We start from the raw sequence: 14396 nt of genomic DNA, 5'->3' as shown, positions 1-14396 counted from the left end.
GGGACCGCCGAGCCCATGGCTCTCCCCGTCCGCCTGGACCTCGCCGCGCTGCGCACACAGGGCGACCCCCAGCCCCTGCTGCGCACCCTCATCCGTACCTCAGGCCGACGCGCCGCTGCGGCTCCCACGGAAAGCGATGCCGCGGCCGCCTTCGCTCAGCGCCTGACCGGCCTGTCGGCGGCAGAGGGACGCGAAGTCGTACTCGATGCCGTACGTGGCCAGGTCGCGGTCGTGCTCGGCCACGCCGGGGCCAGGGAAATCGACGAGGACCGCGCCTTCCTGGACCTCGGCTTCGACTCCCTGACCGCGGTCGAGCTCCGCAACCACCTGAGCGCTCTGACGGGTATCCGCCTGCCGGCGACCCTGCTCTTCGACTATCCGACGCCGGCGGAACTCGTCGACCACCTCCATGCCCGGACCGCGCCCGAGTCGTCCTTCGGCCCGGAGGCACTCCTCGGTGAACTCGAAAAGCTGGAGAAGTCCTTCGGCGGGCTCGACATCACGGAGGAGATCCACGAGCAGATAGCCGGCCGGCTGGAGGTGCTCAAGGCGAAGTGGAACGCTCTGCGGGACGTGACCGCGGCAGCCGAGCACGACGAGTCCCGGTCGGACGAGGACTTCGACTTCGAGTCCGCCTCCGACGAGGAGGTCTTCGACCTCCTCGACAACGAACTGGGCCTGTCCTGAACCGGCGGCGGGCCGCCGCCCGGTAGCAACAAGAAGCTCCCTCCCGGCGATGTGCCGGGAGGGAGCATTCTTTCCGCGGACTGTCAGGGCCTTTCGGCGGGCGGACCAGGCTGCGGCCGGCCGTCAGTCGGTGAGCAGCGCCTTCCGCAGCCCCTCCAGGTCCTGCTCGCTCAGGCCCAGTCCGTTGCGCAGGTAGGCGTCGAACGTGCCGAAGCGGGCTCTGACCTCGTGGAAGGCCGTGTCCAGGTATGAGGCCCTGGTGTCCAGGAGCGGCTTGAGGCGGGCGGCGGCCCCGGGCGGCTGCTGGGCGAGTTTGGCGGCGTTGACAGCAGCCAGGTAGTCGTTGCTGGCCAGGTAGTCGCGCATGACCGTGCGGCGGTCCACGCCGAGGGCCGTGAGCAGGGCGGCACTGGCCCAGCCCGTACGATCCTTGCCCGACGAGCAGTGGTAGGCCAGTCCGTGGGAGCCGGGGTCGGCCGCGTAGGTGAACAGTGAGCGGTACGCCGTAAGTGCGGAGGGTTTGGAGACGGCCCAGCGGTAACCGGCGAGCTGCGTCCGCACGGACTCCTGCGGAGTGGCGGGCAGTTCGGCCGAGGTGTCCTCGCCGATGACGTCGGCGACGACGTAGCGCGCGCCCGAAGGTATGCGGTCCGGGGCTTGGGCGCGCTCGCGCGGCATGCGCAGGTCGACGTCCGTGCGGATTCCCAGGCGCTGGAGCTTGGCCAGGTCGGCGTCGGTGAGCGCGTGCAGTTCGTCGGAGCGGTACAGCACACCCATCTTCACCCACCGGCCGTCGGCGGTACGGTAGCCGCCCGCGTCGCGGAAGTTGGCTGCACCCTCCAGGTGGAGCGAGCGGTCGGCGAGGGTGAGCGGGTCGCCCTGGTCGGGTACGAGACGGAACCACTGGCGGTCGGCGGCGGGCAGCCCCCGTACGGTGACGGTGGCCTCGGCCCCGCCGCGCGCCACGGCCCTGCCGCCGGTGTGGACGGTCACCGAGCCGACGCCTGGCGCCCTCCAGGACACGGTGAACGAGCCGTCCTTCCGCCGGGTCACCGTGGCGTCGGTGAAGGGAATCCCGTGCGCGGCGCGTGCCGCCTGCGGCGCGTACTGGCCCGCTCCGGCAGGCGCGCCGAGGGCCTCGGCCGGGGCGGGGGAGGCGGTGACACCCACCGCCGACACGGTGGCCACGAATGACACGGCGATACGGCGGGCGGTCAGTACTGCCGCCGTGGAATGGGAGTTCATGGCGGGACCGTACGGCCTGAAATTGCTCGAAATAACCTAGAGATGACGAGTGCCGCCTGCCGCACGGTGCCCCGGCAGCGGATACGGGGCGATGCCCCGGCCGGCGGGCAGCCTCTGGCATTTACCCCAGTCTTTCTTGAACAGGATGGTGGCGCGCGGCGGCTCGGACCGGTGGACACGGCCCGTGGTCCCCACCGGGACGGCGTCGCGAAACAGCCCTGCGGGGGAAGAATCCTGTCGGCGAAGGTCGGGTACTACCAGCGTGTTCGAGAACCAGCAGAACCAGCATCTGTCACGGCGCCGTCTGCTCGGACTGGCCGCCCTCAGCGGCGCCGCCGTAGCTGGAATGACCACGATCTCCGCCGCTCCGCGCGCCGCGGCCGCCGGCCAGGGCGGCCCGCAGGCCGCCAGCGGCTCGTTCGTACCGGCCGTGGTGATCGGTACGGGATACGGCGCCGCGGTGTCCGCGCTGCGGCTCGGCGAGGCCGGCGTCCCCACGCTCATGCTCGAAATGGGCCGGCTGTGGAACGAGCCCGCCGACGACGGCAACGTCTTCTGCGGCATGCTCAAGCCCGACCGCCGCTCCAGCTGGTTCAAGACACGCACCGAGGCCCCGCTCGGCTCGTTCCTGTGGCTGGACGTGATCAACCGGAACATCGACCCGTACGCGGGCGTGCTGGACAAGGTGCACTTCGACGAGATGTCGGTGTACGTGGGGCGGGGAGTGGGCGGCGGGTCGCTGGTCAACGGCGGCATGGCGGTCGTGCCGAAGCGCTCGTACTTCGAGGAGGTCCTCCCGCGGGTGGACGCCGCCGAGATGTACGACCGGTACTTCCCGCGCGCCAACTCCATGCTCAAGGTGAACCACATCGACAAGGGCTGGTTCGAGGAGACGGAGTGGTACAAGTACGCGCGGGTCTCGCGCGACCAGGCAGCCAAGGCGGGCCTGGGCACCACCTTCGTTCCCAACGTCTACGACTTCGGCCACATGCGGCGCGAGGCGGCCGGTGAGGCGCCCAAGTCCGCGCTGGCGGGCGAGGTCATCTACGGCAACAACCACGGCAAGCAGAGCCTGGACAAGACCTACCTGGCGGCCGCGCTCGGCACCGGCAAGGTCACCATCGAGACCCTGCACCAGGTCAAGGCGATCCGCCGGCAGCCGGACGGCAGCTACGTACTGTCCGTGGACCAGATCGACTCCGACGGCAGGACCGTCGCCCACAAGGAGATCGGCTGCCGCCACCTGTTCCTCGGCGCCGGCAGCCTCGGCTCCACCGAACTGCTGGTGCGCGCCCGGGACACCGGAACGCTGCCCGACCTCAACGCCGAGGTCGGCGCGGGCTGGGGCCCCAACGGCAACATCATGACCGGCCGGGCCAACCACGTCTGGAACCCCACCGGGGCCCACCAGTCGTCGATCCCCGCCCTGGGCATCGACGACTGGGACAACCCCGCCGCCCCGGTCTTCGCGGAGATCGCGCCGATGCCGGCCGGCCTGGAGACCTGGGTCAGCCTCTACCTGGCGATCACCAAGAACCCCGAGCGCGGCACTTTCGTCTACGACAAGGCGAGCGACCGGGCCGTGCTGCGCTGGACCCGGGACCAGAACACGCCCGCGGTCAACGCGGCGAAGTCGCTGTTCGACCGGATCAACAAGGCCAACACGACGATGTACCGCTACGACCTGTTCGGATCCCAGCTGAAGAGCTTCTCCGACGACTTCAGCTACCACCCGCTCGGTGGCTGCGTCCTGGGCAAGGCCACCGACCTCTACGGCCGGGTCGCCGGCTACCGCAACCTCTATGTCACGGACGGCGCGCTCGTACCCGGATCCATCGGCGTCAACCCCTTCGTGACCATCACGGCGCTGGCCGAGCGGAACATCGAGCGGATCATCGCGGAGGACGTCAGGGCCGCGCGCCGGTGACACCGTACGGACCGCTGTACCCGCTGGTCCGGGCCCTCCCTCGCACGGAGGGCCGGTTCGGTCCTGCCCCGGAAGCCGCGCCACGGGCTCTCCAGGGATTTTCCGGTGGGGGACGTGAGAGCACAGAGCGCGCGGCCGGTAGCCCGCATGCCGGTGCGCTTGCCGACCCCGTCCGTCATTGCTGAAAGGAAAACAATGGATTCCGCCCGACGGCCGATCCTCTTCGTCAGTCTTCCGGAGAGCGGGCTGGCCAATCCGCTGCTCGTACTCGCCGAGGAACTCTCCCGCCGGAATGTTCCGGATCTCTGGTTCGCCACCGACGAGCCGCGGCGCGGGGACGTGAAGAAGACCGGGGTGGGGTCCCCCGTGGAGTTCGCCTCGACGGGTGAGGTGGTCACCGAGCTGTCGGCGGTGACCTGGGACGACGCGGTCTACCGCGAGGTCACTCAGTCCTCGCGGTTCAAGGCGCACCGCGCGGTGGTGCGACACTCCTACAAGCCCGGACGGCACGAGGAGAAGTTCCACAAGCTGGCGGCCGTCGTCGACGAGGTGAAGCCGGCGCTGATGGTCATCGACTGCATCAGCGCGTTCGCGATCGAGCTGGCGATCTCCCGCAAGATCCCCTTCGTGCTGAGTGTCCCGTTCGTGCCGAGCAACGTGCTGACCGCGTTCGTGCCCTTCACCAAGGGCTACACCCCGCGGGGCTTCCCGGTGCCGCACACGGGCCTGCCCTATCCGATGACGTTCCCGCAGCGCATGAGCAACGCGCTGTTCAAGTGGCGGAACCTGGCGATGTTCCTCACGCCCGAGATGAGCAAGGTGGTGGCGGAGGAGAACCGGCGGCGCAAGGCACACGGCATCGGGAAGCTCAGTCTGATGACGCGAATCGACCGCGCCGACCTGGTGCTGTGCAACTCGATCGCCGAGCTGGACTACCCCTTCGACATTCCGGAGAAGATACGGCTGGTCGGTGCGATGGTGCCGCCGCTGCCGGAGGCGTCACAGGACGACGATGTGTCGCGATGGCTGGACGAGCAGTCCTCGGTCATCTACGCGGGCTTCGGGACGATCACCCGGCTCACCCAGGAGCAGGTCGACGCCATGGTGGAGGTCACCCGCCGGCTCGAAGGGCGGCACCAGGTGCTGTGGAAGCTGCCCTCGGAACAGCAGCACATGCTGCCACCGAAGGAGTCGCTGCCGGCGAACCTCCGTGTCGAGAGCTGGGTTCCGTCGCAGTTGGACGTGCTGGCCCATCCGAACGTGAAGGTGTTCTTCACCCACGGCGGCGGCAACGGCTTCAACGAGGGCGTGTACTTCGGCAAGCCGCTCGTGGTGCGGCCGCTGTGGGTGGACTGCTACGACCAGGCCGCGCGCGGCCGGGACTTCGGCATCAGCCTGACCCTGGACCGGCCGCGGGACATGGACGTCGACGACGTGATCGACAAGCTCACGCGGGTGCTGGAGACCCCTTCCTTCCGTGAGAACGCGGAGCGGCTCGGTGCCCTGCAACGTGCGGCGGGCGGCCGGGAGACCGCTGCCGAGCTGGTCCTCGGACATCCGGCCCTGGCATAAGGCCGCACGAGCACACACGTACTTACGAGGACTACCAGGAAGACGAGGAAGAGGCAGCGGATGTCGTTCAAATACCCCGTGTCCAGGCCGCACCTGGACGGCAGAGAGCTGGAGTATCTGACCGGTGCCGTCACTGACGGCTGGATATCGTCCCAGGGCCCGATGGTCCAGCGTTTCGAACGCGCCTTCGCGGACTACAACGACGTCGCGCACGGCGTGTCCTGTTCCTCCGGGACGGCGGCCCTGACGCTGGCCCTGCGGGCCCTGGGCATCGGCCCCGGTGACGAGGTGATCGTCCCGGAGTTCACCATGATCGCCTCGGCGTGGGCGGTCACCTACACCGGCGCGACGCCCGTGTTCGTCGACTGCGGGGACGACCTCAACATCGATGTCACCCGCATCGAGGAGAAGATCACCGCCCGGACGAAGGCCGTCATGCCCGTCCACGTCTACGGCCGCCGCTGCGACATGGACGCGATCATGGACATCGCGTACCAGTACAACCTGCGGGTCGTGGAGGACAGCGCCGAGGCCCACGGCATCCGCCCGGTCGGTGACATCGCGTGCTACTCGCTGTTCGCCAACAAGATCATTACGGCGGGGGAGGGCGGCATCTGCCTCACCGACGACCCCCGGCTGGCCGGACAGCTGGCACACCTGCGGGCCATGGCCTTCACCAAGGACCACAGTTTCCTGCACAAGAAGGTCGCCTACAACTTCCGCATGACAGCCATGCAGGCCGCCGTGGCACTCGCCCAGACCGAGCGCCTGGACGACATCCTCGAAACCCGCCGCGAGATCGAGCGGCGCTACGACGAGGGACTCGCCGGCATTCCCGGCATCACGCTGATGCCGCCGCGTGACGTGCTGTGGATGTACGACCTGCGGGCCGAACGCCGCGAGGAACTGCGCGAGTTCCTGGCCGGGGAGTCCGTCGAGACCCGGCTGTTCTTCAAGCCGATGAGCCGGCAGCCCATGTACTTCCACCCCGACTGGCCCACGCTCAAGGCGAACACGTTCGCCGAGGACGGCCTCTACCTGCCCACGCACACCGGACTGACCGCCACCGACCAGGAATTCGTGATCGACCGGGTCCGCGCGTTCTACGGCGCCGGCTGACCGGGCCGTTCGAAAGGGGACACCCACCCATGACGCACACCGACCCGGCCCCGCCGCGGACCTGCCCGGTCTCGGCACAGACAGCCGCCACAGATGTGGCCGACCCCGCCGAGCCCGGCACGGAACCGCTGGTCGTCGAGTTCCCCGCGCGCGAGCCCGGCGTGCCGTTCCCGCCGCCCGACTACGCCGGCTACCGCGACCGCAAGGGGCTGGTCCTCTCGCACCTGTCCGACGGCAAACGCGTGTGGCTGGTCACCCGGCACGAGGACGTACGCGCCGTACTGACCAACCCGGGCATCAGCTCCAACCCCCAGCACGAGGGATTCCCCAACGTGGGGGAGACCCTGGGCGTGCCCAAACAGGACCAGATCCCGGGCTGGTTCGTGGGCATGGACTCACCCGATCACGACCGGTTCCGCAAGGCCCTCATCCCGGAGTTCACCGTCCGGCGCGTCCGCGCGATGAAGCCCGCGATCGAGCGCACGGTGGACGCGCAGCTGGACGCCATGCTGGCCGCGGGCAACACCGCCGACCTGGTCGCCGACTTCGCCCTGCCCATCCCCTCCCTGGTGATCTCCTCGCTGCTCGGCGTGCCGCCCGCCGACCGCGAGTTCTTCGAATCCAGGACCCGCATCCTGGTGGCCCTCCGCTCCTCCACCGACGAGGACCGCATGGCCGCCGCCAAGGACCTCCTGCGCTACATCAACCGACTGGTGGAGATCAAGCAGAAGTGGGGCGGCGACGACCTCGTCACCCGGCTGCTGGCCACCGGCACCATCGCCCCCCACGAAATGTCCGGCGTGCTGATGCTGCTGCTCATCGCCGGCCACGAGACCACGGCCAACAACATCGCGCTCGGCGTGGTCACCCTGCTGGCCAACCCGCAGTGGATCGGCGACGAGCGGGCGGTGGAGGAGACGCTGCGCTTCCACTCGGTCGCCGACCTGGTGTCCCTGCGCGTAGCGGTCCAGGACGTGGAGATCGCCGGACAGCTCGTCAGGGCGGGGGAGGGCATCGTGCCGCTGGTCGCCGCTGCCAACCACGACGAGAACGTCTTCGCGTGCCCCGACCGGTTCGACCCCTCCCGCTCCGCCCGCCACCACGTGGCCTTCGGCTACGGCGTGCACCAGTGCCTGGGGCAGAACCTGGTGCGGGTCGAGATGGAGGTCGCGTACCGCAAGCTCTTCGAACGCATCCCGGGCCTCGAACTCGCCGTGCCCGCCGACGGCTTGGACATCAAGTACGACGGCGTGCTCCACGGCCTGAAAGAGCTGCCGGTCCGCTGGTAGCCGGAGTCCGGCCCCGTCCGCCCGGCGGCGCGCCACCGGCCGCCGGGCGGCCACTTCCACCGCAGGAGAGACGAACGACATGCGTATCACCGTAGATCCCGACCGCTGTGTGGGGGCCGGCCAGTGCGTGCTGAACGCACCCGCGGTCTTCGACCAGGACGACGACGGGCTGGTCACCCTCCTCACCGAGCCCGGCCCCGACCAGGAGTCCACGGCCCGCCTGGCGGGCGCCCTGTGCCCGTCCCGGGCGATCACCGTGCACGAGGGCTGAGCCCTGACCGGGGCAGGAGCCCGTGTCCGTACCCCGCCCCGTCCCACGACTGACGAGAGTGCTTGAGAGCGATCCGGGAGTAATGGTGCCCGTCCCCACAGATGACTACGCGATGAAGCCGCCCACCGACACGGCGGAGCCACCGGGCGGCCGCACACTGCCCGATGTGTTCGAGGCCGCCGTGGAGACCGCCCCCGACGCGGTGGCCCTCGTCGACGGGGACCGCTCGTGGACGTGGGCGCGGTGGCGGTCGGACGTCGACGCCCTGGCGCGTGGCCTCCAGGAATCGGGGGTCGCGCCCGGCGACGTGGTCGCTGCCCGGCTGCCGAACTGCTGGGAGTACGTCACCCTGCACCTGGCTGCCGCGGCCGTCGGAGCTGTCCTGCTGCCCGTCCACCAGGGCACCACGACCCAGGAGCTCCAAGCACTGCTGACCCGGGCGGAACCCGTTCTGCTCGTCCTGTCGGACTCCGGAAGTGAGAGTGGGGCGACGGCCCGTTCGCTCCTGGAGAGCGTGCCGTCGCTGCGCAGCGTACTGCTGGCCGGAACACCGGCAGAGGAGCGCGAGGAGCCGGGGATCAGGTCGCTGGACGGGCTCCTGGCGGCCTGGGCGGGCAGCGTACCCCAGCCGGTCGACGTCACTCCCGACATGCCGCTCGCCCTGATCCCCTCGTCCGGGACGACCTCGGCGCGGCCCAAGCTCTGCGTGCACAGCCACGACGGCCTGCTGGCGAACACCGCAGCCGTCACCGCCGAGGCCGCCGACGCCTTCACCGGTACGGTCCTCACGGCCTGCCCGATGACGCATCTGTTCGGCCTCCAGGCGATGCACGCGGCGCTGTCCGCCGCCTGCGGGCAGGTCCTGCTCACCGGCTGGGACGTGGACCGGTTCCTGGAACTGGCGCGGCAGCACGACCCCCGCGTCGTCTTCGCCGTCCCCGCACAACTGCGAGACGCCGTCGAGCGGCTGGCCAGGACGGACAAGCCGGCGGGGTTCGCGCCGTACCAGGTGCGCACGGCGGGAGCCGACGTCGCCCCCGCGCTCGCCGCCCGGGTCCGCGACATCCTCGACTGCGAACTGGTCGTGGTGTGGGGAATGACCGAAATCGGCATCGGCACCCGCACCCGGGCCGGCGACCCCGACGGCAGTGTGGGGAAGCCGGTCACCGGCGTGGCCGTACGGGTCGTCGACGAGGACGGCGAGTTGTGCGCGGCGGGGGAGCGGGGCGAACTCCAGTACCGGGGGCCGAGCCTGTTCCGCGGCTACTTCCGCGAGCCGGAGCTGACGCGTTCGGCCCTCACCGAGGACGGCTGGCTGCGCACCGGCGATCTCGCGGCCATCGGCGCGGACGGTGTGGTGGTGCTGCACGGCCGGGCGGCCGAGCAGATCAACACGGGCGGCCGGACGTTCTCCGGCACCGAGGTCGAGGCCCTGCTCGCGGGCCTCACCGGCCTGGGGCCGCTGGCCGTGGCCGGCGCACCGGACGACCGGCTCGGGGAGTACCCGTGCCTGGTCGTCACCGGCCACGCGGACCGCACGATCGGCCTGCGCGAGGTGACCGCCTTCCTGCGCCGGCAGGGTCTCGCCGACCACAAGATCCCCCTCGAACTGGTCACCGTGCCCGGGCTTCCCCTCTCCGCCGCCGGGAAACCCGACCGCAGGGCGATCAAGCGGCTGCTCACCGGCCTCGCCGCGGTGACCGTTCCGGCCCGTCCCGGCGCGGTCCCCCCGGACACGGCCGAGGAGGCGCTGGACCTCGTACGCGACTGCGTCGGCCAGATACTCGGCCACGACGGCACGGCCGTCCCCTTCTCCTCCGACACGGACTTCCGCCGACTGGGGCTCGACTCCGTCCGAGCGGTCCGGCTGCGGAATCTGCTACGCGAGGAGACCGGCCTGCCCCTCCCGGTCACCCTGGCCTTCGATCACCCCACTCCCCAGTCCGTCGCGCGCGTACTGGCCGAGCAGGAGGAGCCGTCTCCGGAGGAGCCGTGCCGGATTCCGGCGGACGGCGCCGACCCGGTGGCGATCGTCGGCATGGCCTGCCGGCTGCCGGGCGGCGCAGATTCCCCCGAAGCCCTGTGGGACCTGCTCACCGACGGGACCGACGCGATGACCGGCTTCCCGGACGACCGCGGCTGGGACCTCGACCGGCTCTTCGACGAGGACCCCGACCGCCCGGGCACCTCCTACGCGCGCGAAGGCGGATTCCTGCACGACGCGGGCGACTTCGACGCGGGCTTCTTCGGCCTGTCCGACCAGGAGGCGACGGCGACCGACCCGCAACAGCGACTGCTCCTGGAAGCGGCCTGGGAGACCTTCGAGCGGGCAGGCATCGACCCGGCATCCCTCAAGGGAACTCGTACGGGCGTGTACACGGGGGCGATGGACCGCGGCTACGCGGCCACCGCATCCGCCGCGCCCAGCGCGTGGGAGAGCATGCTCATCACCGGAACCGCCGGCAGCGCGGTCTCCGGACGCATCGCCTACACCTACGGGCTCGAAGGCCCCGCGCTGACGGTCGACACCGCCTCCTCGTCCTCCCTCGTCGCCCTGCACCTGGCCTGCCGGTCCCTGCGATCGGGCGAGACCGACCTGGCACTGGCCGGCGGCGTCACCGTCATGGCGACGCCGGCGCCCTTCGCGCACTTCTCCCGGCTGCGCGCGCTGTCCCCCGACTCCCGGGCCATGGCGTACGCCGACGCCGCGAACGGCTCCGCGTGGTCGGAGGGCGCGGGACTGCTGCTGTTGGAACGGCTGAGCGACGCCCGGCGCAACGGACACCCCGTCCTCGCGCTCATACGGGGCTCCGCCGTGAACCAGGACGGCGCCTCCAACGGGCTCACCGCGCCTAGCGGTCCCGCACAGCAGCACGTCATCCGCCAGGCCCTGACCGACGCCGGGCTGACACCGCGGGACGTGGACGCCGTGGAAGGCCACGGCACCGGCACCCCGCTCGGCGACCCCATCGAGGCCCAGGCCCTGCTGGCCACGTACGGCCAGGAGCGGCCCGAAGGCCGGCCGTTGTGGCTGGGCTCGGTGAAGTCGAACATCGGGCACACGCAGGCCGCCGCCGGGGTCGCCGGAGTCATCAAGACGGTGCTCGCGCTGCGCCACGACGTCCTGCCCGGCACGCTCCACGTGGACGCCCCCTCGGCCAAGGTGGACTGGACCGCCGGATCGGTACGGCTGCTGACCGAGTCCCGGCCCTGGCCACGGGAGAACGGACGCGCGCGACGGGCAGGGGTGTCATCCTTCGGGCTCACCGGGACCAACGCCCACGTGATCCTGGAGGAAGCACCGGACGGGAAGACGGCAGAAGCGGGAGTTGTGGCCTGGGAGGCACCCGGGACGGCCGGGACCACGGAACCGGCCGACGACACGGCCGTGCCCTGGGTGCTGTCCGCCCGCAGCAGGACAGCGCTGCGCGCACAGGCACATCGCCTGAACGAGCATGTGGCCGCCCACCCCGGCCTGCGCGCCCAGGATGTCGCCCACGCCCTGGCCACCACCCGTACCCTGCACCGGCACCGGGCCGTCATCAGCGGACCCGACCGCGCACAACTACTGGCCGCCGCGGCGCAGTTCGGAAACGGCGAGCGGTCCGCAGGCGTCACCCTGCACGATGCCACGCCGGGCGGGTTGGCCTTCGTCTTCTCCGGCCAGGGCAGCCAGCGCAACGGTATGGGCCGCGCGGCAGCCGAGGCGTTCCCCGTCTTCGGGCAGGCGCTCCGGGAGGCGTGCGCCACCCTGGATCCCCTTTTGCCGCGGCCGCTGACCTCGGTGATGTGGGCCGACCCCGGCTCCGAGGAGGCAGCCCTCCTCGACGACACCACCTACACGCAGCCCGCGCTGTTCGCCGTACAGATCGCCCTGTACCGGCTGTTCGCGTCCTGGGGCGTGATCCCGGACCACCTGGTGGGGCACTCGGTCGGCGAGATCGCCGCCGCACAGGTGACGGGCGTGCTCTCTCTCCAGGACGCGTGCACCCTGGTGGCGGCCCGGAGCAGACTGATGGGCGCGCTGCCGCCCGGCGGTGCGATGGTGGCCGTACGCATCACGGAGGCCGAGGTGACCCCGTGGCTGACGGAGCTGACGGACACGGTGTCGATCGCGGCCGTCAACGGTCCGCACTCCCTCGTCCTCTCGGGCGCCGAGGCCCCGCTCGCCACCCTCACGGACCAACTCGCCGCCGCCGGCCACAAGACCCGCAGGCTCCTGGTGAGCACCGCCCCCCACTCGCCGCTGATGGACCCCGTGCTGGACGAGTTCCGCGCGGTCGTCCGCACCCTGTCCTACGCCGCGCCCACCATCCCCCTCGTCTCCACCGTCACCGGCCGCCCGCTCACCGGCGAGGAGGCGCGCGATCCGGAGCACTGGGTACGGCACGTACGGCAGTCCGTACGCTTCAAGGACGCGATCGGCCGGGTGCTGGACGAACGCGGCACCGGCTTCCTGGAACTGGGCGCCGAGCCGGTGCTCACCCCGATGATCGACGAATGCCTGGAGACTGCGGACCCGCGGCCCGGGGCCGTGGTGATCCCCGGTCTGCGTGCCGGAACCCCGGATCGGGACGCCCTCCTCACCGCAGTCGCCCGGGTGCACGCCCATGGCACCCCCGTCGACTGGAACGTGGTGCTTCCCGGGGCCCGCCCCGCGGCCCTGCCGACGTACGCGTTCCAGCGGCGGCGGTTCTGGCCGGCACCGACCCCGACAGGCGCGGCCGCCCCCGGTGGTTCCGCGAAGCCCGCGAACACCCCGGGCACGGCGGTCACCGCGACCGTACAACCCGCCGCCGACGAGGGCGGAGCCCTGAGCGCCCGCCTCTCCGGCCTCGAAGACACCGAACGACAGACATACCTACTGGCCCTGGTCCTCGCCGAGACCTCGGCCGTACTCGGCGGGCAGGAACTGCGCGACGAGAAAGGCAGCCACACGTTCAAGGAACTGGGCGTCAACTCGGTGAACGCCGTCGAACTGCGCAACCGCCTCATCGAGGCCACGGACCTGCGGCTCCCCGCCACGCTCGTGTACGACCACCCCACGCCACACGCTGTCGTCCGCCTCGTACGCGAACGACTGGCGCGCCAGGCCACCCCCGCACGCGACGTGGCCTCTGTCGTGGCCGAGCTGGAGTCCCTGCTCGCAGCCGGTGCGGAGATCTCCGAGGAGACGGCCGCACGCTTGAAAGCGGCGACCACAGGACGCGGCGGCGGTACGGACGCCGACTCCGGCGCGGCTCTGGACCTCACGTCGGCCAGCGACGAGGAACTCTTCCGGCTGATGGACGGGGAACGCTGACGCGGGGTGCGGATGCTCTCCCGAGCACCCGCACCCATCCGCCCGGCTCGTCTCCGTCAAGGCCGTTGCCCTCGACGGCCGACGAGGTTCAGGGCCTGACCATGCCCGGCGCCTACAAACGCTCCAATGCGGCCTGGTTCCGGCAGAAATAACCCGCTGCCGGAACGGGCACAGCCACGCACCGCGAACAGCGACCCCTCTCCGGAGTGGGGTATGCGTTCGATTCCGAATACGTGGCGGTTTTGTCTGTCTGATCGCCCACTGTGTCCTCCTGGGCGGCGTCCTTGCGGCTCTTCGCAAGATGGCCCGTACGAGTAACACGCAGGCCGTAGATGGTGATCCCTCTGAGGGGTTCACCGGACAACAGAAGTGGACCATCGGTTTCAGCGCCACGACGGTCATCATCACTCTCGCCGTTCTGGTGCCTCTGACGTTACAGACCGAAGCTGCGTTGGACCAGGCCCGGTCGTCGGCCATCCAGTCGGCATCTGTGCGACTCGACGGAATATACAACCAAATGCTGGAGTGGGAAAAATTCTTGGCGCAACCGGAAAACGCCAGGCTTCTGCGCAACCTTGATGAAGGGGTGGAGCCGCAGGACCTGAAATCCTCGGATGAGAGGCGGCAGCTGGTCGTCGCCTTGTCAAGGTTGGTCGACTTTGCCGATTACGTTTTCGCGGTACTTCCGGACCTGCCCGAGCAACGGGTGAGCGGGGAATGGGCGAGGACGGGCGACCACAGTCCAGCACTGTTGATGTCAGCCGAGTCCGGCAAGGTCGTCGGAATCCCCGACCTTGGCCCCTTGGGCGAAGGCTGCGATCTCCTCGCCGGTGTAGACCAACGCTGCCCCAGCCCCCCTCGTGCCGGGAATTGCGTACCGCCACCCCGCCGTCGGCGAGAACACCAGCTCAACGCAATTCCCGTTGGGATTGCCACGAGAGCTCTCGCGCCATACCGCGCCTTCCATGGCACCGATGCAATTGC

The 14396-nt window shown here is 70.4% G+C and carries 9 protein-coding genes; 7 read left to right on the top strand and 2 right to left on the bottom strand.

Annotated elements, in window-relative coordinates; genetic code table 11:
- Positions 1–687: acyl carrier protein (locus tag ACZ4Z1_RS23880; RefSeq protein WP_468488630.1), on the top strand; the 687-nt coding region annotated here is incomplete at its 5' end.
- Between the two features lie 123 nt (positions 688–810).
- On the opposite strand, the gene ACZ4Z1_RS23875 is transcribed toward ACZ4Z1_RS23880, so the two are convergent.
- A complete protein-coding gene (locus ACZ4Z1_RS23875; RefSeq protein WP_468488629.1) occupies positions 811–1932 on the bottom strand; it encodes a tyrosine-protein phosphatase in 1122 nt (373 codons plus the stop codon).
- 262 nt (positions 1933–2194) lie between these two features.
- Between ACZ4Z1_RS23875 and ACZ4Z1_RS23870 the strand changes: the two genes are divergently transcribed.
- The 6 genes from ACZ4Z1_RS23870 to ACZ4Z1_RS23845 all read left to right on the top strand — a co-directional run bounded on the left by ACZ4Z1_RS23870 (position 2195) and on the right by ACZ4Z1_RS23845 (position 13412).
- Complete coding sequence (locus ACZ4Z1_RS23870) at positions 2195–3859, top strand: GMC oxidoreductase (RefSeq protein WP_468488628.1); 1665 nt, start codon at positions 2195–2197, stop codon at positions 3857–3859.
- A 195-nt stretch (positions 3860–4054) separates the two neighbouring features.
- Positions 4055–5431 (top strand): glycosyltransferase, encoded by a 1377-nt coding sequence (locus ACZ4Z1_RS23865; protein WP_468488627.1) that lies wholly within the window; start codon positions 4055–4057, stop codon positions 5429–5431.
- Between the two features lie 60 nt (positions 5432–5491).
- On the top strand, positions 5492–6550 hold the full coding sequence (locus ACZ4Z1_RS23860) for a DegT/DnrJ/EryC1/StrS family aminotransferase (protein ID WP_406518986.1): 1059 nt from the start codon (positions 5492–5494) through the stop codon (positions 6548–6550).
- A gap of 29 nt (positions 6551–6579) precedes the next feature.
- Positions 6580–7839, top strand: a complete 1260-nt coding sequence (locus ACZ4Z1_RS23855) for a cytochrome P450 (protein ID WP_468488626.1) — start codon at positions 6580–6582, stop codon at positions 7837–7839.
- 79 nt (positions 7840–7918) lie between these two features.
- Entirely contained in the window at positions 7919–8110 is a 192-nt protein-coding gene (locus tag ACZ4Z1_RS23850; protein WP_468488625.1) for a ferredoxin, read from the top strand.
- An 82-nt stretch (positions 8111–8192) separates the two neighbouring features.
- Positions 8193–13412 (top strand): type I polyketide synthase, encoded by a 5220-nt coding sequence (locus ACZ4Z1_RS23845; RefSeq protein ID WP_468488624.1) that lies wholly within the window; start codon positions 8193–8195, stop codon positions 13410–13412.
- Between the two features lie 757 nt (positions 13413–14169).
- On the opposite strand, the gene ACZ4Z1_RS23840 is transcribed toward ACZ4Z1_RS23845, so the two are convergent.
- Positions 14170–14379 carry a DUF397 domain-containing protein gene (locus tag ACZ4Z1_RS23840; RefSeq protein ID WP_468488623.1) on the bottom strand — a complete coding sequence of 70 codons (210 nt, stop codon included), beginning with the start codon at positions 14377–14379 and terminating at the stop codon, positions 14170–14172.
- Positions 14380–14396: the final 17 nt, after the last annotated feature.

This window comes from Streptomyces sp. NPDC030165 (assembly GCF_055573595.1).
This window is presented reverse-complemented; position numbering and strand designations above follow the sequence as displayed.